The sequence below is a fragment of the Aeromonas sp. SG16 genome (assembly GCF_024436135.1).
In the GTDB taxonomy this organism is placed as follows: Bacteria; Pseudomonadota; Gammaproteobacteria; order Enterobacterales; family Aeromonadaceae; genus Aeromonas; species Aeromonas jandaei.
This window is the reverse complement of record NZ_JANFNW010000010.1, coordinates 26,385-48,982: the sequence shown is the minus strand read 5'-3', so window position 1 is coordinate 48,982 and position 22,598 is coordinate 26,385. Positions and strand designations below refer to the sequence as shown.

Here is a 22,598-nt window from a genome sequence, read left to right as displayed (position 1 = left end):
ATGCTGATCCGACTCTGGTGGCTGATCCGAAAAGAGCTGCAGGCCCTGATGGGCAATACTCAGGGGCGCTTTCTGCTCATCATGCCGGTGCTGCTGCAAACCGCCCTCTTCCCGTTCGCCGCCACTCTGGAGGTGACCGGCAACACGCTGGCCATCTACAACCAGGATGGCGGTGCCCAGAGCCGCGAGCTGCTGGAGCGCCTCACCCATATGCCCGCCTTTACCACCATCATCCCGGTGCAGGGCGAGGCGGGCATGACCGAGGCCATCACCGGGCAGCAGGCACTGCTCGGGCTGATTATTCCGGGGGATTTCTCGCGCCGGCTGGCGCGCGGCGAACCGGCCAAGGTGCAGCTGATCATCGACGGGCGCCGCTCCAACGGTGGTCAGGTGGCGGCGGGCTACATCAGTCAGGTGATCGCCCGCTGGCAAAGTGAGGGCAAGGGGCAACCCGAGCTGGCGGTACGCAACCTCTACAACCCCAACGTCGAGTTCCACTGGCATATCCTGCCAGCGCTGGTGGCCATCATCACCACCACCGGCTGTCTTATCGTTACCGCCCTCTCGGTCGCGCGGGAGCGGGAGGAGGGCACCTTCGATCAGCTGCTGGTCTCCCCCCTCACCGCAGGCTGGATCATGGCGGGCAAGGCGGTGCCCGGCATCATGGTGGCGGTGGGACAAGGGTGCATAGTCGCGCTGGCCGCCCGTTTTGTCTTTCACCTCCCCTTTGCCGGCAGCCTCAGCCTGTTGATGGCGGGCATGGTCTGCTACGGGCTGGCGCTGGCCGGGATCGGGCTCTTCATCTCGTCGTTCTGCTCGACCCAGCAGCAGGCCTTTCTCGGGGTCTTCTCCTTCACCGTACCGGCGGTGATCCTCTCGGGTTACATCTCGCCGGTGGAGAACATGCCGCAGGTGTTCCAGTCGCTGGCGGCCATCGACCCCCTCACCCACTTCATCGTGCTGCTCAAGGGGGTCTTCCTCAAGGGGTTTGACTGGTCGGCCGCCTGGCCCCTGCTCTGGCCGCTGCTCGCCATCGCCGGCGTCACCCTGTCGCTGGCGCTCGCCATGTTCCGCCGCCATATCGCCTGACCCGCAGCCTAGCTCGGCTGATGCCGGTCTCGCCCAGCGCGAGGCCGGCCTTTTTCCGCCAGAAGTTTTCACTCCCCGGCTTTTGCTAAAGCGCTCTTGCTCTCAGCCACCCCTCACCCCGAGCCACCCCAGAAATCATCAACTGGTATACCTATTTTTGTATATCTTTGAATTTTATCGAATTACCCCTGACGAGATATATAAATAGACACTTGATTTGCATCAATTGACCGCCCCGACTGACTGGGTAGCCTAGCCCCAGAATGATGTTTTATTACTCCAAACTAGAGGCAATCATGAGCAAAGTCAGACTGGTCGTTGTGGGCAACGGCATGGTGGGGCACCGCTTCATCGAAGAGTTGATCGAGCGGGCCGACCCGGGCCGCTACGAGATCACCGTCTTCGGTGCAGAACCCCGTCCCGCCTACGATCGCGTCCATCTCTCCTCCTACTTCTCCCATCACACCAGCGAAGATCTCTCCCTCGTCAAACCCGGCTTCTACGACAAGCACGGCATCCGCCTGCTGCTCGGCGAAGCGGTGAAAAAAATCGACAGGGCCAACCGCGAAGTGCACTCCAACAAGGGCACCGTGGTCGGGTACGACAAGCTGGTGCTGGCCACCGGTTCCTACCCATGGGTGCCGCCCATCCAGGGCAGTCAGCACCACGAGTGCTTCGTCTATCGCACCATCGAGGATCTGAAAGCCATCCGCAGCGCCGCCAAGAGTGGCAAGAGCGGGGTGGTGATCGGTGGCGGCCTGCTTGGCCTCGAAGCCGCCGGCGCCCTCAAGGCACTGGGTCTCGAAACCCATGTGGTGGAATTTGCTCCGGTACTGATGGCCGAGCAGCTCGACGGTCAGGGCGGCCAGCTGCTGCGCCGCAAGATTGAATCCATGGGGGTGCAGGTACACACCAGCAAGAGCACCAGCGAGATCCTGATGCATGGCGGCGAACAGGCGAAGCACCGCCTCGCCTTCGCTGACGGCAGCCAGCTTGAAGTGGACGTGGTGGTCTTCTCCACCGGCATTCGCCCGCAAGATACCCTGGGCCGTTACGGTGATCTCGCCATCGCCGAGCGCGGTGGCATCGTCATCGACGATCACTGCCTCACCTCAGACCCCGACATCTACGCCATCGGCGAGTGCGCCGCCTGGCAGGGCCGCTTCTTCGGACTGGTGGCGCCGGGCTACAAGATGGCCCAGATCACCGTCGACCATCTGCTCGGCGGCGACAGCCGCTTCGAAGGGGCTGACATGAGTGCCAAGCTCAAGCTGCTCGGCGTCTCCGTCGGCTCCATCGGTGATGCCCATGGTCGCACCCCGGGCAGCCACAGCTATGTATTTCAGGACGATCAGGCTGGCGTCTACAAGAAGATCGTGGTGAGCGAGGACAACAGCCGCCTGCTCGGCGCCGTGCTGGTGGGTGACGTGGAAGATTACGGCAACCTGCTGCAGATGATGCTCAACGCCCTGCCGCTGCCGAGCCACCCGGACACCCTGATCCTGCCCGCCTACGCCGGTGCCAAGCCGACGCTGGGGGTGGATGCCCTGCCGGAGAGCGCCCAGATCTGCTCCTGCTTCGACGTCTCCAAGGGCGACATCGCCAAGGCGGTGGCCGATGGGCACACCACCCTTGCCGCCATCAAGCAGCACACCAAGGCCGGTACCGGCTGCGGCGGCTGCGTGCCGCTCATCAGTCAGGTGCTCAACGCCGAGCTGGTGAAGCAGGGCATCGAGGTCAACAACCACCTCTGCGCCCACTTCCCCCACTCCCGTCAGGAGCTGTTCCATCTGGTCAAGGTGGAGGGGATCAAGAGCTTCGACGAGCTGCTGGCCAAGCATGGCCAAGGCTATGGCTGCGAGGTGTGCAAACCGACCGTCGGCTCCATCCTCGCCTCCTGCTGGAATGAGCATGTGCTGAGCCCGCGCAATATCCCGCTGCAGGACACCAACGACATCTTCCTCGGCAACATGCAGAAGGACGGCAGCTACTCCGTCATCCCGCGCATGGCCGGTGGCGAAGTGACTCCGGAAGGGCTGCTGGCGGTGGCCGAAGTGGCCCGCGACTACAAGCTCTACACCAAGATCACCGGCGCCCAGCGCATCGGCCTGTTCGGGGCCCAGAAGGATGATCTGCCCGCCATCTGGCGCAAACTGCTGGCAGCCGGATTCGAGACCGGTCAGGCCTACGCCAAGGCGCTGCGCATGGCCAAGACCTGCGTCGGCAGCACCTGGTGCCGCTTCGGCGTGCAGGACAGCGTCGGCCTCGGGGTCTTCCTCGAGAACCGCTACAAGGGCATTCGCACCCCGCACAAGATGAAGTTCGGCGTCTCCGGCTGTACCCGCGAATGTGCGGAAGCGCAGGGCAAGGATGTCGGCATCATCGCCACCGACGCGGGCTGGAACCTCTATGTGGGCGGCAACGGCGGCATGAAACCGCGCCACGCCGACCTGCTGGCTTCTGACCTTGATAGAGAGACCCTCATCAAGCTGATCGACCGCTTTATGATGTTCTACGTCACCAGCGCCGACAAACTGCAGCGCACCTCGGTCTGGCTCGGCAATCTGGAAGGGGGCGTCGACTACCTGCGCGAGGTGATCGTCGACGACAAGCTGGGACTGGCCGAGACGCTGGAGCGCGATATCCAGACCCTGATCGACAGCTACGAGTGCGAATGGTCGCGCACCCTCAACGAAGAGGAGGCGCTCAAGCGATTCAGCCACTTCATCAACAGCGACAAGCGCGACCCGGACGTTCAGTTCGTCAGCGAACGCGACCAGCACCGACCGGCGACCCCGGCCGAGCGCATCCCCGTCTACCAGATCGAGGTGGAGACCAAATGATGAAACTTGCCTGCCAACTCAACGACATCCTGCCGGGAACCGGTGTCTGCGCACTCATTGAAGGTCGCCAGATCGCCCTGTTCCGCCCGAGCGCGGCCGCCGAGGTGTTCGCCATCGACAACCGGGATCCCTTCTTCGCCGCCAACGTGCTGTCGCGGGGCCTGATCTGCGAACACGACGGCGAGCTCTGGGTCGCCAGCCCGCTCAAGAAGCAGCGCTTTCGCCTGAGCGATGGCCACTGTTTCGACAATCCCGCCATGTCGGTGCAGAGCTACCCCGTTGAAGTGCGCGATCAGCAGGTCTGGGTCGCCGTCTAAAGCCAAATTCACTCTCTTTCGGGCTGCCAGAGGGCAGCCCTTTCAAGGACTCACAAGATGTACACGGAAACCATCAACAAGTGCGCCGCCAACGCGGCCCGCATCAACCGCTTCGAGCGCAGCGACAAACTCGGCTTCTGGCTAAGCTCCGCCATGGCGGGGGCCTATGTGGGCCTCGGCATCATCCTCATCTTCACCCTCGGCAATCTGGTGGATCCCGCCATCCGGCCGCTGGTGATGGGGGCCACCTTCGGCATCGCCCTGACGCTGGTCATCATCGCCGGCTCCGAGCTGTTTACCGGCCACACCATGTTCCTCACCTTCGGGGTGAAGACGGGCAAGATCACCATGGCCGACCTGCTGCGCATCCTGCCGCAGACCTGGGCCGGCAATCTGATTGGCTCCGTTGTGGTGGCGCTCATCTACTCCTACGGCGGCAGCCTGCTGCCGGACGCAGGCAGTCTGGCCCACAAGGTGGCACTGGCCAAAACCCAGGCCCCGGCCCTGACCCTGTTTATGAAGGGGATCCTCTGCAACTGGCTGGTCTGCCTCGCCATCTGGATGGCGCTGCGCACCGAAGGAGCCGCCCGCTTCATCGCCATCTGGTGGTGCCTGCTGGCCTTTATCGCCTCCGGCTATGAGCACTCCATCGCCAACATGACCCTGTTCGCCCTCTCCTGGTTCGGCGCCCACTCGGATGCCTACACCCTGAGCGGCATCGGCCACAACCTGCTGTGGGTGACCCTGGGCAACACCGTCTCCGGCGCCCTCTTTATGGGCCTCGGCTACTGGTATGCCACCCCCAAGGCTGAGCGCCCGGTCGCGGTAAGCGAAACCACCAGCACCGCCAGCCAGACCCGAACCGCCTGATCCGGAGGCCCCATGGACTACTTGCCCATCTTTTGCCGACTCGACAACAAACCCGTGCTGCTGGTCGGCGGCGGCGAAGTGGCAGAGCGCAAGGCGCGCCTGCTGCTGGATGCCGGTGCCCACCTCACAGTGGTCGCCCCCGAGCTCGACCCTGAGCTGGCGGAACTGGCTGCCAACGGCAGCATCGAGTGGCTGGCCGGTGAATTTGTGCCGGAACAACTGGCGGGCAAGTGGCTGGTGGTGGCCGCTACCGATCGGCGCGAGGTGAATGCACTGGTTTACCAAAGCGCCAACCGGGCGCGGATCTTCGCCAACGTGGTGGATGATCCGAAACGCTCCAGCTTCATCATGCCGTCGATCATCGATCGCTCGCCGCTGATGGTGGCCATCTCCTCCGGTGGCAAGGCGCCGGTGCTGGCCCGCCTGCTGCGGGAAAAACTCGAAGCCCTGCTACCGCAACATCTGGGTGCCGTAGCGGCCTTTGCCGGCAACCTGCGGGAGCGAGTCAAGGCCCGCTTCGCCACCATGGGTGCGCGGCGCCGCTTCTGGGAGCGGCTGCTCGGGGCGGATCGGCTCGGGCAGGCGCTGTCACGGGGCGATCACGCTTCGGCCAACCAACTGGCCGACAGCCTGTTTGCCGACGAGAGCAAGAGCGCTGGCGAGGTGGTGCTGGTGGGTGCCGGCCCCGGCGATCCGGGCCTGCTCACCCTGCACGCCCTGCGCCAGATGCAGCAGGCTGACGTAGTGGTCTATGACCGACTGGTCTCCGACGAGGTGATGGCGCTGGTGCGCCGCGACGCCAAGCGCATCTTCGTCGGCAAGCAGGCTGGCAACCACTGCGTACCGCAGGAGGGGATCAACCAGCTGTTGCTGGAGGAGGCGCAGAAGGGGCAGCGGGTGGTACGGCTGAAGGGGGGCGACCCCTTTATCTTCGGCCGTGGCGGTGAAGAGCTGGAGACGCTGGTTGGTACTGGGATTGGCTTTCAGGTGGTGCCCGGCATCACCGCGGCCAGCGGCTGCGCCGCCTACGCCGGTATTCCGCTCACCCACCGCGACCACGCCCAGAGCGTCCGATTCGTCACCGCCCACGGCAAGGGGGGCGCCCGAGATCTCGACTGGCCGCTGCTGGCCAAGGACAAGCAGACGCTGGTGTTCTACATGGGGCTCTCATCCTGCGCCACCATCCGCGAGCAATTGCTGGCCCACGGCAAGGGGGGCGACACCCCGGTGGCGCTGGTCGAGCGCGGTACCCAGCCCTGCCAGCGGGTCATTCGCGGCACTCTCGATGAGCTACCCGCGCTGGCGGTGGGGGTCGAGAGTCCAGCCCTCATCATGGTGGGCTCGGTGGTGACGCTGGCCGACCGGCTCGCCTGGTTTGGTGAGGCACCACAGGCTCAGCGAGCCCTCGCCTGAACCCTGCCAACGCCTCTCTTAAGAGGCGTTTTCTCTGCCCCGCAACCTGACCCGACAATGCGCCCAATAGTGTTAAAATCAGGCTGAATTCCTGACAGCCCGCTGCACTGGACAACCTCTATCATCAAGCCCCCATGTAAAGAGCAAACATCCACGGGTAATGATGATGACAATCACCTCCATCAGCCAATCGCAGCATACCAGCGGCACCTCAATATCAGCCCCCATCAGCCCAACAAACGTCCCCAAGCACGATGGTCCATTAGCCAAACGTGACCTGCAATCCATAACCGAACGCCCCGGGCTGCTGGCCCGCTTCTCCGCCGCCGTGCAGCACAACCTGCCAGGTCGATCTCTGCTGGACCGCCAGCTGACCAGCGACGGCAAACCCAACCCGACCAGCGCCTTCCGCTTCAGCATGATCAAAGATCGCCTGATACACCTCGGCGTTCGCCTATTCCTCGGCACAGTCCGTGACTCGGTACCCCAGCATGGCGGCAGCGTCACCTTCAAGTTCGCTCAGACCAAGGGGGCCTTCCTCGGTGAGATCATGAAACACGGGGACACTTCGGGCGGCGTGTGCGAGTCGATCTCCGCCCACTGGATCAGTAGCCACGCCAAGGGTGATAGCCTGTTCAACCAGCTCTATACCGGCGGCCAGAAAGGTCAGTTTCAAATTGACACACTGGTCTCCATCAAGCAGTTGCAGATGGACGGCATGCAAGAACACGTCGATCAGGCTCAGGTCACCAGCAACTGGCTCACCGACCACAACCTCGTACCGCGAATGAGCAAATCCGGTTATCCAATGCCCCCTGTTTCTGGCCAGACAGGTTCACAAGGCCCGGAGCAGCTGGTTGCAGCGATTCTGGATACCCGAGGTGAAAGTGCCGAGTACAAGAAGATCAGTTTCTCGGGCAAGATGGCCGGCCACACAGTGGCAGCCCATGTGGATGAACAACAGGGAGTTACCTTCTTCGATCCCAACTTTGGCGAGTTCCATTTCCCTGACAAGGAACAGTTCAAAAACTGGTTTACCAACGCCTTCTGGCCAGGCTCCAAATACAATCTTGAGATCGGACTTGGGCAGGAGTTCGAGGTTTACAACTTCAAGGGGGCTGACGCATGAGCCATTCCACCTATCGTGAACTGGTAGAGGGGCTGTTCAACCGGCTGGGGATAACTCCTCTTCCCTCCGAAGAGGGGGTTTATACCCTGCTGGTCGACGAGCGCCTGCGGGTGATGATCGGCTGCTATCAGGAACAATGGCTGCAACTCTACTGTGAACTGGGCCCCCTCCAGCCCCCCAGCGACAACCTGTTCGGTGCCCAGTGGCCAGCCCATGTACAGGGTACGCTGGATGGGCAGACGATCCTCTGGTCCCAATATCCTCTGGCACTGCTGGATCAGACGAGTCTTGAAGCTTGGCTAGAACGATTTATCGACGATGCCGAGGCCCGGCTTGCCCCGCCAGATTGCCACGGCTCGTTGCGAGCAAGCCCCCACCTGCTGAGAATTTGAACCGCCTCGGCCCGGGGTCGCCCCCCGTCACCCGATCCCGGCTGAATAACCCTCTCACCGGGATCGGGCGATGGCCATGGCTGGCAATCTGTGAGCATTGAAACGGGCTGAAGGGATCAACCCACTCGCTATAAGTTAAAGTTGGGCCATTCAGGTAAAACCCATAAATTAAATTTATACCGAGCCATTTCCACCCCCAAACCGTCCTCCTCCTGCCATTGCGCCTGCGCCAAGCCCTCCCCCGATCTCTGCCGGATAAATCTCTGCACCACTGCGCGCCGTCATAACCTGTTGTTTTAAGTCTGGTATCCTATGGCTATTCGGCCCTATGGCCACCAGCTCAGGAACCTCTTCATGTCTCTTCCCATCAAAAACAGCGCCAGGCAGCGTGCGGAAGACAGATCCCGCATTCTCACCCTGCTGCTGCGCGATGACGCACTCACCGACAGCCTGCTCGATCCGCAGGCGGTGCAGGATGCCGAACAGCGCGACCAGACCAGCGAGCTGACCCGGCTGGTCAACAGCCTGCCCGCCGCCGACGTCGCCGATGCGCTGGAGTCGCTGCCGCCGGATGAGCGCCACGTGTTGTGGGCGCTGGTGAGTGAAGAGAAGCGCGGTCAGACTCTGGTCGAAGCGTCGGAGACGGTGTGGGACAGCCTTATCAGCGGCATGAGCGACAAAGAGCTGCTCGATGCCCTGCGCACCCTCGATATCGACGATCAGATCTATCTGGGCCAATACCTGCCCCGCAACCTGATGGGGCGGCTGCTCACCTACATGGCCCCCTCCGACCGGGATCGGGTGCGCGAGGTGATCCGCTACGGCAAGCACACCGTCGGCGCCATGATGGATTTCGAGATCATCACCATCCGCCCCGAGGTGACGCTCGCCACCGTGCAGCGCTATCTGCGCCTGCGCGGCAAGATCCCCGCCAACACCGACAAGCTGTTCGTCATAGACCGGCGCAACCACCTGCTGGGGGAGCTGCCGCTCACCACAGTGCTGCTGCACAAACCGGACACCCGGGTGAATGCGGTGATGGAGCAGGACCCGGTCACCTTCGATCCGGAGGATAACGACGAAGCGGCCGCCCGCACCTTCGAGCGGGATGACCTGCTCTCCGCCGCCGTGGTGGATGGCAAGGGCAAGCTGATGGGCCGCCTCACCGTCGAAGAGGTGGTGGATCTGGTCTATGAAGAGAGCGACACCGACCTGCGCCGGATGGGGGGTATCAGTGAAGAGGAGGATGTGTTCGCGCCCGTCTCCAAGGCGGTCAAGACCCGCTGGGCCTGGCTTGCCATCAACCTCTGCACCGCCTTTGTCGCCTCGCGGGTGATCGGCCTGTTCGAGCACACCATCTCCCAGTTGGTGGCGCTGGCGGCGCTGATGCCCATCGTCGCCGGGATCGGCGGCAACACCGGCAACCAGACCATCACCATGATAGTCCGGGCGCTGGCGCTGCAGCACATTCAGGCGGGCAACCTCTCCTTCCTGCTGCTGCGCGAACTCGGGGTGGCGCTGATCAACGGGCTGGTGTGGGGCGGCACCATGGGGGTAGCCACCTTCCTGCTCTATCAGGATGCGGCGCTGGGCGCCGTGATGACGCTTGCCATGGTGCTCAACCTGCTGGTGGCGGCGCTGATGGGGGTCATTATCCCCATGACCATGAACCGGCTCGGCCGCGATCCGGCCGTTGGCGCCAGCGTGATGATCACCGCCATCACCGACACCGGCGGCTTCTTTATCTTCCTCGGCCTCGCCACCCTGTTCCTGCTCTAAACCCGCGCAAGAAAATCCCCTCCTCTCCATACAAAAAGCCCCGGCATAGCCGGGGTGAAAACGGAGAGGAAAACATGTGGAAGTCATTACGGCTGCTTGTCAGCCACCAATCACTGCATACCTGCTGTTCAGGCTGACAGCATGCAGCGATCCTCGTCCTCAGCATTACAGTTCCTTGCCAACAGGTAATATCGAGAGCCGCAATGAATCACCGTTTAATTTAATGGAGAGGTCACACAGCCGTCGAATGGAGATCTGTAACCAACCATTACAGGCGAGCGAAACAGGCCACCCCAAAGGCCACTGCCCCCACCCGGCAAGGCGGCCGCACTATCCACGCAGCAGTAGCCATAAAAAAACAGGCCCACCGAAGTGGACCTGTTGTGATCTGTGTGGTCGGGAATATCGCGCTTAAGAGCGCTACTCCCGCTCCTTCACATAGGGTGTACCAAGTGCCTTCGGCGCCACCGCGCGGCCGATAAAGCCGGCCAGCAGGAACACGGTCAGGATGTAGGGCAGCGCCTCGATGGCCTGTACCGGGATCGGGAAGTCGCCGATGGTCACCCCTTGCAGACGGATGGCGACCGCATCGAGGAAGCCGAACAGCAGGCAGGCTGCCATGGCATTCCAGGGGCGCCACTTGCCGAACACCAGTGCCGCCAGCGCCATAAAGCCCTTGCCCGCACTCATGTTGGGGATGAACTGGGCCGTCTGGGCGACCGCCAGATAGGTGCCACCGATACCGGCCAGCAGGCCGCCGATGAGGAGCGCGGTGTAGCGCATCCGCACCACAGAGATACCGGCGGTATCGACCGCTGCCGGAGCCTCACCCACCGCCCGCAGACGCAAACCGAAGCGGGTACGGAACATCACCCACCAGGCCAGCGGTACGCAGGCGAATGCCACGTACTCCAGCAGGGAGTGGCCGCTCAAGAGCTCGCTGTAGAGCTGGCCAATCACCGGCACATCGTAAAGCTCCTTGGCATAGGGGAAATCGATGGGAGCAAAGCGGGCATCGCCGGAGAGCGCCGGCGTCTGGCCACCCTGATCGAACCAGTAACGGCCCAGCGTCACGGTCAGACCGGCCGCCAGAATGTTGATGGCCATCCCGCTCACCACCTGATCACCGCGGTGGGTGATGGTGGCAAAGCCGTGCATCAGGGCAAACAGCACCGAGATGGCAATCCCTGCACCCAGTCCCACCCAGGCGGAACCGGAGACCGCTGCCGCCGCACCACTGGCGAACGCCGCTGCCAACAGTTTGCCTTCCAGCGCAATGTTGACCACCCCGGAGCGCTCGCAGAACATGCCGGCCATGGCGGCCAGAATGAGGGGCGGCGCGGTACGGATGGTGGCATCCAGCATCAGGATCAGAATTTCAAACATGATCAGGCCCCCTTGACTTGCGCAGAGCGGTTGGCAAACGCCAGATAGAGCTGCTCGATGCGCGGACGCATCATGTGCTCAAGGGCGCCACAGAACAGGATCACCAGACCCTGCAACACCACGACGATGTTGCGGTCGACACCGAACTCGAAGCTGAGCTCGGCGCCCCCCTGATAGAGGAAACCGAACAGCAGGCTGGCGATGATGACGCCGACCGGGTGGTTGCGCCCCATCAGCGCCACCGCGATACCGGTGAAGCCGAACCCTTCCACGAAGTTGAGCTTGATCTGGTGCAGCTCACCCTGCAGCACGTTGAGGGCGAAGAAGCCCGACAGCATGCCGGAGATGACCATGGCCAGGATCACCACCTTGGGATAGGAGATACCGGCGTAGGCGGAGGCACTCTGGCTGGCGCCGACCGAGCGGATCTCGTAGCCCCAGCGGGTGTGCCAGATAAAGACCCACACCAGCGCCGCACAGATCAGCGCCCAGAAGAAGCTGATGTTGAGCGGGCTGTTCGGCATCTCGACGCCAAACAGGCTCGCCAGCCCGGTCATCTTGGGCAGCCAGCTCGCTTCGGCGAAGACCCGGCTCTCGGTTGCCATCGAACCGGGCGGCTTGAACACCTCCACCAGCAGATAGGCCATCAGCGAGGCGGCGATGAAGTTGAACATGATGGTGGTGATAACGATGTGGCTGCCGCGCTTGGCTTGCAGCCAGGCCGGAATAAAGGCCCAGGCCGCACCGAACAGACCACCGGCAACGATGGAGAGCGGCAACAGCAGGGAGAACGGCAGCACATCGCCGAGGGTCAGACAGACCAGCCCCACCCCCAGACCACCGATATAAGCCTGACCTTCACCGCCGATGTTGAACAGACCAGCGTGGAAGGCGACCGCTACCGACAGACCGGTGAAGATAAAGCCGGTTGCGTAGTAGAGGGTAAAGCCAAACCCTTCACCGGTGCCGAACGCGCCGTACCACATAATCTTGGCGGCATCGACCGGGTTGATCTCGAGGTAGTAGAACAGGATGGCCGACACCAGGAAGGCCAGCAGGATGTTGACCGCAGACACGACGCCCACGGAGACCCAGGCAGGAATACGTACTTGGCTCATTAGTGGGCCTCCTTGGCAACTTCATCCGGCACTATGTTCGCCATCATCAGACCGATAGTGCGCTCGTCCGCTTTGGCGGCATCCAGCTCGCCGACGATGCGACCGTCGGCAATAACCAGAATGCGGTCAGAGAGACTCATGATCTCGTCCAGCTCCACCGAGACCAGCAGCACCGCCTTGCCCTTGTCGCGCATGGCGATGATCTGCTGGTGGATATACTCGATGGCGCCGATGTCGACCCCGCGGGTCGGCTGGCCAATCAACAGCACATCCGGGTCCTGCTCCACTTCACGGGCGATCACCAGCTTCTGCTGGTTGCCACCGGAGAAGTTGGCGGTCTTGTGATCGGGATGAGGCGGGCGCACGTCCCACTTCTCCATCTTGGCCTGGCAATCCTGCTGGATCGCCTCCTTGTTCTGCAGCCACCCCTTGTTGTACTGCGGACGGCGGTGATAACCGAGGATAAAGGCCTCTTTCGCCTCGAAGCGGTTGATGAGACCCATCTTGTGGCGATCTTCCGGCACATGGCCGAGGCCGAAGTTGCGTACCATCTCGGGATCGGCTGCCTGCTCGGCGCTCACCTTGTGCACGCCGCTGCGGCTGCTGATGGTAAAGCCGCCCTTGCTCGGTTTGATGATGCCGCCAAGCAGACTGAGCAGCTCGGACTGGCCGTTGCCGGAGACCCCGGCAATGCCCACCACTTCACCGGCGCGCACCTCGAAGCTGACCGATTTGACCCGCTCCACCTTGCTGGCGTCGAAGTAGCTGAGCCCCTCGACCTTCAGCTTGGCTTCGCCCGGCTGGGTCGGCCCCTTGTCGACCTTGAGGCGCACCTTGCGGCCCACCATCAGTTCGGCCAGCTGCTCCTTGTCGGTATCTTTGGTGGCAACGTGCGCCACCATCTCGCCGCGGCGCATGATGGAGACCTGATCCGTGATGGCCAGGATCTCGCGCAGCTTGTGAGTGATGAGGATGATGGTCGCCCCCTGATCCCGCAGCTTCTCCAGCACCTTGAACAGGTGATCCGCCTCTTGCGGGGTGAGAACCCCGGTCGGCTCGTCGAGGATCAGGATGCGGGCACCGCGATAGAGCGCCTTGAGAATTTCGACCCGCTGTTGCAGGCCCACCGGCAGATCTTCCACCTTCTCGTGCAACGGCACCTCGAGACCATAGTCCCGCGCCAGCTCGCCGAGCAGCTTCTCTGCCGACGCCACGCTCTGCTGAAGGTGCCAGCCATTTTCAGCGCCGAGGATGACGTTTTCCAAAACCGTAAAGTTGTTCACCAGCATGAAGTGCTGGTGCACCATGCCCACGCCTGCGGCAATCGCATCTTGTGAACCGTGGGGTTTGAAAGGATTCCCGTCGATGAACATCTCGCCTTTATCGGCATGGTAGAAGCCGTAAATGATGCTCATCAGGGTGGATTTACCGGCGCCGTTTTCGCCAACGATGCCGTGAATACTGCCTTTCCGAACCTTAAGGTCGATCAGCTTGTTGGCGTACACTTCGCCGAACCGCTTATCGATACCTCTTAATTCGATGGCATAGCGATCTGTCTGGTCCATGATGCAGCCCTGCGTTTCATGAAATAAGACTGTAAAAACCGGCCCGTGCGGGCCGGTCGGTGCGTTGAGAGTCGTAGCAGCAACTATCTAATTAGTATTTGCAGGTATTGTCGCTCATGTAGTCATGAACCTTGACCTTGCCTGAAATAATTTCGGCCTTGATGGCATCCACCTTGGCTTTCATCTCCGGGGTGATCAGCTTCTCGTTGTCCTTGTCGAGCGCCCAATCCACACCGCCTTCGGCCAGACCCAGGTTCTTGATCCCCGGTTTCCACTGGCCTTTGGCCGCGTCATCCCAGGTTTGGTAGGCAGCCAGACCCACAGACTTGACCATGGAGGTCAGCATGGTGCCCGGTTGCAGGTGGTTCTGGTTGGAGTCTACGCCGATGGCAAACTTGCCGCTGTCCTTGGCTGCCTGATAGACACCGATACCGGTACCGCCGGCTGCGGCGTAAACCACGTCAGCGCCCTTGGCGAACTGGGACTTGGCCAGCTCGGCACCTTTGGCCGGGTCAGCAAACGCGGCCGGGGTGGAGCCCGCCATGTTCTGGAACACTTCGATCTTCGGATTGACGTACTTGGCGCCCTGCTCGTAGCCGCACTCGAACTTGCGGATCAGCGGGATGTCCATGCCGCCCACGAAACCGACCTTGCCGGTTTTGGAGGCGATGGCTGCCAGTGCGCCCACCAGGAAGGAACCTTCATGCTCCTTGAAGATGACGGACTGGACGTTCGGCTTGTCGACCACCATATCGATGATGGTGAACTGGGTTTTCGGGAATTCGGTCGCAACCTTCTCTACCGCAGAACCCATGTTGAAGCCGACCGCTACGATCGGGCCGTTGCCACGGCTGGCCAGACGACGCAGACCCTGCTCGCGCTGGGCTTCGTTCTGGGGCTCAAACTCTTTGACCTTTACCCCTTTGTCCTTGTTGTAAAGCTCGACGCCGTTACGGAACACGGCTTCGTTGAATGATTTGTCGTACTTGCCCGCGGTGTCATAGATCACGGCCGGCTCGGAAGCAGCCTGAGCAGAGAGAGCAGCGAGAGTGAGGGAGGCCACGGTGGCCAGTTTGAGCACTTTAGTCACGATCGTATCCTTGATTGTTATTAAGTGAGGGAACTTGCTTGCCCGCCGAAGCGGGTCATCTAGCACGCAGGGTTACTCTAAGTCAGCCCCGGTGCGGGTCAAGCAAATGATAAGGGAAAAACGTTTGCGTTAACGGTTTGAATTATAAGCAAATAACCTTATAAGCAGTTGTTTTTTAGCTACTTTTCAGTTGTTTATGCTGACAACACAGAGACCCAAACGACATTTCTCTTATTGTTCAATTGGTTACTCTAAACCGTTTTCTCCGGTTGGGCATCCGCCCCACCCATCGCCCCGTGATCCGGCTCGCAAAATAACCGCGCGGCGGACCATCCGGCCGCTGGCTACAGCTGGAAACCATCCCCTCTCCGCAACCATTTTGCCAACCAGAAACCGCCGCAGCCGCCCTGCCCGACTCCCCTCACCTGCCCGTCGTGCGGAGTTTGCAGTTGGTCTGACGGGGGGATGGCCGTATAATCGCCGCCTGTATAAATAAACAGGAGTGGTGATGGACGTTTCAACCCTGCTCGACGGGCTCAACGACAAGCAAAGAGATGCCGTTGCGGCGCCCCGCAGCAACCTGCTGGTGCTGGCCGGTGCCGGTTCGGGCAAGACCCGGGTACTGGTGCACCGTATCGCCTGGCTGATGCAGGTGGAACGCTGTTCACCCTTCTCCATCATCGCGGTCACCTTTACCAACAAGGCGGCGGCCGAGATGCGCGGTCGGGTCGAAAAAGTGATCGGCGACGGCGTGCGCGGCATGTGGATCGGCACCTTCCACGGTATCGCCCACCGCCTGCTGCGGGCCCACCATCTGGATGCGGGCTTGCCGCAGGATTTCCAGATCCTCGACTCCGACGACCAGTACCGCCTTATTCGCCGGGTGCTCAAGGCACTCAACCTCGACGAGAAGCACTGGGCCCCCCGCGCCGTGATGGGCTACATCAACGGCAAGAAGGATGAGGGCTTGCGCCCCGGCGACATCGACCTCTACGGCGACCCCGTCACCCGCACCTATCAGCAGATCTACAAGACCTATCAGGAGACCTGCGATCGCTCCGGTCTGGTGGACTTTGCCGAGCTGCTGCTGCGCGCCCACGAGCTGTGGCTCAACAAGCCGCACATCCTCGAGCACTACCGCGACCGCTTCCAGAACATCCTGGTGGACGAGTTTCAGGATACCAACGGCATCCAGTATGCCTGGCTGCGGATGCTGGCGGGCAACAGCGGCAAGGTGATGATCGTCGGCGACGATGACCAGTCCATCTACGGCTGGCGCGGCGCCAAGATCGAGAACATCCAGCGCTTCCTGACCGACTATCAGGGGGCCGAGACCATCCGCCTCGAACAGAACTACCGCTCCACCGCCAATATCCTCAAAGCCGCCAACAGCGTCATCGCCAACAACGCCGAGCGCCTTGGCAAGGAGCTGTGGACCGAAGGGGCCGAGGGCGAGCCGATTTCGCTCTACGCCGCCTTCAACGAGGTGGACGAAGCGCGCTTCGTGGTCGGCCGCCTCAAAGATTGGAAGGAAAAAGGGGGCCTGTTGGCCGACTGCGCCATCCTCTATCGCTCCAACGCCCAGTCGCGGGTGCTGGAAGAGGCGCTGATGCAGGACGCCATGCCCTACCGCATCTACGGCGGCCTGCGCTTCTTCGAGCGGCAGGAAATTAAAGACGCCATGGCCTACCTGCGTCTTATCAACAACCGTGGCGATGACGCCAGCTTCGAGCGGGTGGTCAACACCCCGACCCGCGGCATCGGCGATCGCACCCTCGAGATCCTGCGCGGCAACGCCCGCGATCAGGGGCTCAACCTGTGGCAATCGGCCAAGGCCCTGCTCAACGACAAGGTGCTGACCGGTCGCGCCGGCAATGCGGTGCGCGGCTTTGTCGAGCTGATCGACGCGCTGGAGGAGCAGGTCTCCCTGCTGCCGCTGCACCAGCAGGCGGATATCGCCATCCAGAACTCCGGCCTCAAGGCGATGTATCTGGCGGAAAAAGGCGAGAAATCCCAGGCGCGGGTAGAGAACCTGGACGAGCTGGTCACCGCCTGCCGCCAGTACCAGCGCCCGGACGAGCTGGAAGATATGAGCGATCTCTCCGCCTTCCTCGCCCACGCAGCGCTGGAATCCGGCGAGAATCAGGCCGACGAATATGCCGACGCGGTGCAGCTGATGACATTGCACAGCGCCAAAGGGCTGGAGTTCCCGCTGGTGCTGCTGGTCGGCGTCGAAGAGGGCATGTTCCCCAGCCAGCAATCCACCGAGGAGTCGGGCCGGCTGGAAGAGGAGCGCCGCCTCTGTTACGTCGGCATGACCCGCGCCATGGAGAAGCTCTACATCTGTTATGCCGAGAGCCGCCGCATCTACGGCCGCGAGATGTTCCACAAGCCGAGCCGCTTTATCCGCGAGATGCCCGCCGAATGTCTGGAAGAGATCCGGCTGCGCACTCAGGTCAGCCGCCCCACCCAGTACGGCCGCTTTAGCCAGAACGAGGTGCAGCAGAGCTTCGACGCCAGTGGCATCAAGCTCGGCCAGCGGGTGCTTCATCCGAAATTCGGGGAGGGGATCGTCCTTAACTTCGAAGGGGTCGGCCAGCAGAGCCGGGTGCAGATCCAGTTCGACGACGTCGGCGCCAAGTGGCTGGTAACGGCGTATGCCAGACTGGAAGCACTCTGATTTTTCCCGCCTTTTGATACAACCAACCCGGCTTAGGCCGGGTTGATATTGTCCGAATACACTTCCGCTAATCTACAGTTTTAAAAAATAAAAGATGTACGATCAGGCTCTAGGCTCCCACAACCACATCTGATTTTCCTGTTCCGTCATATCTCCGATGAAACAGTCATTATTAAATGACCGTTCTCCATAAAGTATTTTGTAAGTACATGCATCTATTTTTTCTGATGTTATAAACTTCTTTCTGAAACTAATTGTTTCATACATGATAATTTCATCTTTTGATAGTTTATTATAAGACTCTAAAATGTATTTGCATGCTTTAGGGCCAAGGTAAGTAGCCCCCTTCCAAAAAATAGCCCTATATACTCTAACAATTGACCCTAAATAATTAGGGTTTGTATCTAAAATCAATTCTAGACGATTCTTTGATAGATCAGAAAAGTACTCATCGCGACAGATTACTCTACCATTTTTTACATCATATAAAATTGCATCCCATGACATCAATGTAGTATCCAACACACTACTTATATCAGTGTACTCTACGACTTTATTCTTGAAAGCCCAAGTATCTCTAACTGACCATATATCAATATCAAAGATTTGAATTCTAAACCTAAATCCACCAAATTTATTCTTGACTAGGTGACCCACATGATAAGACTCTAACAAATCTTGAAGATCTTTTTGGTTGGCATCAACAACAATGTCAATATCCGAGTCGAATTTGGCCAACCCAAAAAGTGCAATGTCTCTTATCATCCCCCCAAAGATAAACGTTGGATAAGCACTGGCAATATATTTAATGAAAGTAGTCACAACGTGACGGCCGCTCATATCCGAAGAAAAGAATCGGCCTACACGTTTTTCTAATGCCTTTTTATCTTTAACAGGCTTCATTGCCAATCAAATCAGAAAGTTCATTATGGAGTGATATCAGATAGGTATCAGTCATACCTGATATAGCATCAGTTAAGAGTTGAGCCTCTTTATACCATATAGGCAGGGTATTTCCCTTGTCTTCAAATATTCTTCTATAATTCTCAGAAATTCTCCCATAGACATATTTACCGAATGGTGTTTGCGATCTGAATCTATCCTCATCAGGCGCACTCAATGCACCGTGAATCCCAATCCAAAGCATATCCATAAGCTTATGTATATAGTTATAACCCTGCAGCTCAAGCTTAAGTACAGACTTATGCCTGTAACCTAACTTGTAATCGAAGTCTTTTAAAACACTACATAATAAAGCACCATCGCTGTGACTCATCAAATCTTTCCCTGTAAAGCCAAGCGGAGATTTTTTAAATTCGTTCACAACTGCTTCCACAAGGAAGGAAATAGAATACACCCTGAACATTTGCATACTTATGTCGTTCAGCTCTGCAGGTGATATATTCTGGCTTTTAAATTCTTCATTTTTCCCTAAGCTAAGCTCGATGACTTTTCCAAGTAACTTAGTTTTATCATCTTCTTTATTACTTTTTTTATATTCCTCCTGCAAAGATCCAATTAAATCATAAAAAGATGCCAATCCTTTTTTGACTATATCCTCAGCATCCAATACCGAATATGCAATGTCATCACAAGCCTCCATCAAATACGTTAGAGGGTGACGACGCCCATCACACAATCCTGTCTCCGCCCATATTTCATTTACAATTTCTTGTTCAGAAGAAAAGAATCCGTGCTTTTTCCATATCGGATTTTTATGTGATGAACCTTGTGGGTATTTTATGAGAGCGGCTAAGGTAGCATACGTTAAATTAATACCAAAACTATCATTTAATATTTGTAATCGTGTCACTAATCTAAAGGTTTGTGAATTACCATCAAATTTCAAAAAATCGTTAAAACGGTCATCATCCTCCCCTTCATTGAGGAAATGCGTTTTATTTTTTCCGAACCATTCTTGTATTGCAACTTCACCTTTATGCCCAAATGGCGGGTTTCCAAGATCATGAGCCAAACCTATTGCAGCTAGCAAAGAGGGTATATCTCTTTCTAGACCTGGTCGAGCAGCCATCTCCCCAAAGACAGCATCTTTCAGCTCAAATACTAAGCGATTCCCAATACCTCTAGCTAAGTTAGATACTTCATATGAGTGGGTAAGCCTCGTTCTTACACTATCATTGGTATCTAGTGGGAAAACTTGTGTTTTATCCGCCAATCTTCTAGTGGGAGTGCAGAATAATATTCGATCGAAGTCTCTCTCTAACTCAGCACGACCAAATGAAGTGCTTACTGAACTATGTTTTTCACCAGATTTAGTTTTCCGTCGTGAGCTATTTAATAATGATTCCCAATTCAAATTCATAGTGACCTCAGATCAAATTGCATGTTAAACATTCTACCGCTAACCCCCCTGAATAGGGAGCCAAGATTTTTTGCTCATAGTGTCTGCCCCCCACCTTTTTGATAGCGGCGTAACTGGTGAAGCTACGTCGTGTTTGTTAGGTGAAGTATCTGGTCACTTAACCAACTTGCTCTCCATTACCCCTTGCTTGCCTTCCTCTTCACTGACCTGACTCAGCTTGGAGCGGGCCATTAGCAGGCCCATTTTGACCTCCTGCCAGACGTAGTAGTTTTTACCCGCCTCGGTGCTGAGGGTCAGGGTGGCATCGTTCTCCGACTTGGAGGTGATGGTGTGGCTGCCCGGCGTCACCTGCTTGAGGATATAGCTGTGTGCCACGGTGTCGCCTACGGCAGAACCATCCACCAGCACCGGCATCTTCACGGCCGTGCCGAAGGTCTCGTTGCGATAGATATAGAGGTTGGCCGCCTCCTTGGGCGCCACAAACTGCTTGGCCTGCGCGTCTGCGGTGGCATCGGCCATGGGTACGGAAGCACAACCGGAAAGCAGAGCCGCCGACAGCAGGGCGGCACTCATTATTATTTGCCTGAACATAGTCGTTATTTTTTAGTGGGTTAACGGGGTTTAAAGGTTCGCATGAGCCTGCGCTGGCTGACAATCGCTCAAATCGAACAGGGTGTGACCCGGTTCAATTTTTCAGCATTTGGATGGCTAACTCTGCCGCTATCATCCCTCTCGCCAAATCGGCCATTGCCCTCCAGCGCCCTGCTGGCAGCCAAACGGGAGCTTGTGGCCCGCCGCCTGCCTGCATAAGACAAAACGATGGCATTTTCGCAAAACCTATAAATTAAATTTATATCAACCGTTTTGGCTGCCACTCAGGCTCGGGGCAGCCATCACATGCGCCAACAAGGGGTTGGCCGATTTACAGGGTGGTGAGATGGGATGGGTTAACGGGTGGATGATATTGGCGGCCAGCTCGTGACAGCTGCTCCCCTCACCCCGACCCTCTCCCGCAGAACGAGGGAGCGATACAGGCAAGCGACAGACGGGCGGCATGCGGTGCGCAGCGGCTGACAGGGGTCTGGCCAAACGGGATTGCGGCAATAGAGGAAGGGAGATCAGAAACCCGGCCGTCAGGCGCGGCGGCCGGGTGAATTGTAAAGAGTAGGGTGACAGGGAAAGGGATCAGCCTAGTCTAATCAACTCGATGGGGGCGTAGCGCTCCCCGGAGTTTGCCAGCAACACGCACTTCTCGTGCTCCGCCTGATAGGGAGTCATGTTGTCGGTATGAGCCTCTTTCAGGAAATCGACAGCGCCGGTGGCGGCAATCATGACGCGCTGACCCTGGTTCAGCACATTTCGGTTCCGGTCATAGATCTTCATTACACTCTCCTTTTCTTGTACCCGGGTGGGTGCTCCGGGCAGCGGGATCAGCCTACGCCTCTGAAAAAAGGTGATTCATGTCACAGATCAAAAAAGGGGCAGAGAGGGACTCACAGGGCGAAAAAGTCAGCGTTGCTGCGGCCATACCCTGCGTTGGCCCGGCTGGCTACCACTCGCGCAGATATCGCCCGCCACCCCGTCGTGCCAAGCTGAGGGGAACTGGGTGTGACGGCGCCACCGGAGGGGATGATGTCACCGCTGCAACTGCTCGACGACCTGCTCGACCTTGTCGATTTCATTACCGACTTCCCGCGCTTCTGGCGGGTCTATGTGGGGCTTCTCTGCACCCTTGGCGCCTGCGCGCTGGTTGCCCGCACCCGGGATTCACCCGACGGGCTGGAGTTCGTGTTCGGCGTCATTGTGGTGCTTGGCATCGGCCTGACCCTGCTCTGGCAGCGCGCCGCCCGCTGATCGCCACCTCCTGTCGTATCACAGACACCTGCCCCGCTTTTTGTGCGCGCCGGGCTCGAACCCGGCAGCGGTTGGGGTATATTGATGGCCGATTAGCCAGTCTCATTCACCGTGGCCGCGCACGCGGGCCGCTGTTTCAACAAGATGGAGAGTGCTCATGAATCGCGATATCACCGCCCAGTTCATCAAGATGCTGACCAATCTGGATCACTGTCTGGCCAAGGCCGAGGCCCACGCCGCGGCGAAGCAGTTCAACGTGGACAACTTCTTCGGCGATCGGCTGATTGTCGATATGCTGCCCTTCAGCAAGCAGGTGCTGATCTGCTGCGATTCGGCCCGTACCGTGGTCGCCACCGCCAGCCACAGCGAGCTGCCGGCCATGGGCGATGAGCCCAAGACCATCGCGGATCTGCGCGCCCATATCGGCAAGACCATCATCTATCTGCAGGGCAAGCTGGACGCGGACTACAGCCAGTATGCCAGCGGCCGTTACGTACCCCACTGGGCGGGCGGCAAGGGGATGGATGGCCATACCTGCGTCCATGAGTACGGCATTCCCAACTTCTACTTCCACCTCACCATGGCCTACGCCCTGCTGCGCCGCGCCGGGGTCGATCTCGGCAAGCGCGACTATCTGGGCGGGCTCGATATGCAATAAGGTCGCCCCGACCAGAATGACGAGAGCCTGCCATCTGGCAGGCTCTTTTTATTGCAAGCGGCTGGCGAGCGGAGTGAATGCCCGGCCCGCCA

Annotated in this window: 19 protein-coding genes; 11 read left to right on the top strand and 8 right to left on the bottom strand. The window is 59.1% G+C overall.

What is annotated here, in order from left to right; genetic code table 11:
* The 8 genes from NOM67_RS18515 (at window position 1) to mgtE (ending at window position 9,832) form a co-directional block, all read left to right on the top strand.
* Complete coding sequence (locus NOM67_RS18515; protein WP_255939170.1) at window positions 1-1,089, top strand: ABC transporter permease; 1,089 nt, start codon at window positions 1-3, stop codon at window positions 1,087-1,089.
* A gap of 296 nt (window positions 1,090-1,385) precedes the next feature.
* A complete protein-coding gene (nirB, locus tag NOM67_RS18510; protein ID WP_255939168.1) occupies window positions 1,386-3,932 on the top strand; it encodes a nitrite reductase large subunit NirB in 2,547 nt (848 codons plus the stop codon).
* Window positions 3,932-4,249 carry a nitrite reductase small subunit NirD gene (nirD, locus tag NOM67_RS18505; RefSeq protein ID WP_041202829.1) on the top strand — a complete coding sequence of 106 codons (318 nt, stop codon included), beginning with the start codon at window positions 3,932-3,934 and terminating at the stop codon, window positions 4,247-4,249. Before nirB ends, nirD begins: the two co-directional genes overlap by 1 nt.
* A 57-nt stretch (window positions 4,250-4,306) precedes the next feature.
* Entirely contained in the window at window positions 4,307-5,119 is an 813-nt protein-coding gene (gene nirC, locus NOM67_RS18500; RefSeq protein WP_255939166.1) for a nitrite transporter NirC, read from the top strand.
* A gap of 12 nt (window positions 5,120-5,131) precedes the next feature.
* Window positions 5,132-6,532 carry a siroheme synthase CysG gene (cysG, locus tag NOM67_RS18495; RefSeq protein WP_255939164.1) on the top strand — a complete coding sequence of 467 codons (1,401 nt, stop codon included), beginning with the start codon at window positions 5,132-5,134 and terminating at the stop codon, window positions 6,530-6,532.
* A gap of 166 nt (window positions 6,533-6,698) precedes the next feature.
* Window positions 6,699-7,661, top strand: a complete 963-nt coding sequence (locus tag NOM67_RS18490) for a YopT-type cysteine protease domain-containing protein (protein ID WP_041209796.1) — start codon at window positions 6,699-6,701, stop codon at window positions 7,659-7,661.
* A complete protein-coding gene (locus NOM67_RS18485; protein WP_041209779.1) occupies window positions 7,658-8,053 on the top strand; it encodes a CesT family type III secretion system chaperone in 396 nt (131 codons plus the stop codon). Before NOM67_RS18490 ends, NOM67_RS18485 begins: the two co-directional genes overlap by 4 nt.
* Before the next feature lie 354 nt (window positions 8,054-8,407).
* A complete protein-coding gene (gene mgtE, locus NOM67_RS18480; protein ID WP_255939161.1) occupies window positions 8,408-9,832 on the top strand; it encodes a magnesium transporter in 1,425 nt (474 codons plus the stop codon).
* Window positions 9,833-10,252: 420 nt separating this feature from the next.
* Here mgtE and NOM67_RS18475 read toward each other — a convergent pair whose 3' ends face one another.
* From NOM67_RS18475 to NOM67_RS18460, 4 genes are all read right to left on the bottom strand, one after another.
* Window positions 10,253-11,218: an ABC transporter permease gene (locus tag NOM67_RS18475; protein ID WP_203132434.1), complete on the bottom strand. Its 966-nt coding sequence runs from the start codon at window positions 11,216-11,218 to the stop codon at window positions 10,253-10,255.
* A 2-nt stretch (window positions 11,219-11,220) separates the two neighbouring features.
* Window positions 11,221-12,336 (bottom strand): ABC transporter permease, encoded by a 1,116-nt coding sequence (locus NOM67_RS18470; protein WP_041209784.1) that lies wholly within the window; start codon window positions 12,334-12,336, stop codon window positions 11,221-11,223.
* Window positions 12,336-13,901 carry an ABC transporter ATP-binding protein gene (locus NOM67_RS18465; protein ID WP_071913910.1) on the bottom strand — a complete coding sequence of 522 codons (1,566 nt, stop codon included), beginning with the start codon at window positions 13,899-13,901 and terminating at the stop codon, window positions 12,336-12,338. Before NOM67_RS18465 ends, NOM67_RS18470 begins: the two co-directional genes overlap by 1 nt.
* A gap of 91 nt (window positions 13,902-13,992) precedes the next feature.
* Window positions 13,993-14,991, bottom strand: coding sequence for a BMP family protein (locus NOM67_RS18460; RefSeq protein WP_033115676.1), 999 nt, complete (start codon window positions 14,989-14,991; stop codon window positions 13,993-13,995).
* Between the two features lie 508 nt (window positions 14,992-15,499).
* On the opposite strand from NOM67_RS18460, the gene uvrD reads away from it, so the two are divergent.
* On the top strand, window positions 15,500-17,671 hold the full coding sequence (gene uvrD / locus NOM67_RS18455; protein ID WP_255939153.1) for a DNA helicase II: 2,172 nt from the start codon (window positions 15,500-15,502) through the stop codon (window positions 17,669-17,671).
* A gap of 102 nt (window positions 17,672-17,773) precedes the next feature.
* Here the strand turns inward: uvrD and NOM67_RS18450 are convergent, their stop codons facing one another.
* The 4 genes from NOM67_RS18450 to ydfZ form a co-directional block, all read right to left on the bottom strand.
* Complete coding sequence (locus NOM67_RS18450) at window positions 17,774-18,574, bottom strand: hypothetical protein (RefSeq protein ID WP_255939150.1); 801 nt, start codon at window positions 18,572-18,574, stop codon at window positions 17,774-17,776.
* Window positions 18,561-19,994, bottom strand: a complete 1,434-nt coding sequence (locus tag NOM67_RS18445; protein WP_255939147.1) for a deoxyguanosinetriphosphate triphosphohydrolase family protein — start codon at window positions 19,992-19,994, stop codon at window positions 18,561-18,563. The genes NOM67_RS18450 and NOM67_RS18445 overlap by 14 nt, the downstream gene beginning before the upstream one ends.
* Window positions 19,995-20,147: 153 nt before the next feature.
* Window positions 20,148-20,585 carry a DUF2846 domain-containing protein gene (locus NOM67_RS18440; protein ID WP_370689174.1) on the bottom strand — a complete coding sequence of 146 codons (438 nt, stop codon included), beginning with the start codon at window positions 20,583-20,585 and terminating at the stop codon, window positions 20,148-20,150.
* 594 nt (window positions 20,586-21,179) lie between these two features.
* Complete coding sequence (gene ydfZ / locus NOM67_RS18435) at window positions 21,180-21,377, bottom strand: putative selenium delivery protein YdfZ (protein ID WP_005357022.1); 198 nt, start codon at window positions 21,375-21,377, stop codon at window positions 21,180-21,182.
* A gap of 249 nt (window positions 21,378-21,626) precedes the next feature.
* On the opposite strand from ydfZ, the gene NOM67_RS18430 reads away from it, so the two are divergent.
* Window positions 21,627-21,848, top strand: a complete 222-nt coding sequence (locus tag NOM67_RS18430; protein ID WP_043850594.1) for a hypothetical protein — start codon at window positions 21,627-21,629, stop codon at window positions 21,846-21,848.
* Between the two features lie 157 nt (window positions 21,849-22,005).
* A complete protein-coding gene (locus NOM67_RS18425; RefSeq protein ID WP_255939126.1) occupies window positions 22,006-22,506 on the top strand; it encodes a DUF1993 domain-containing protein in 501 nt (166 codons plus the stop codon).
* Window positions 22,507-22,598 lie beyond the last annotated feature (92 nt).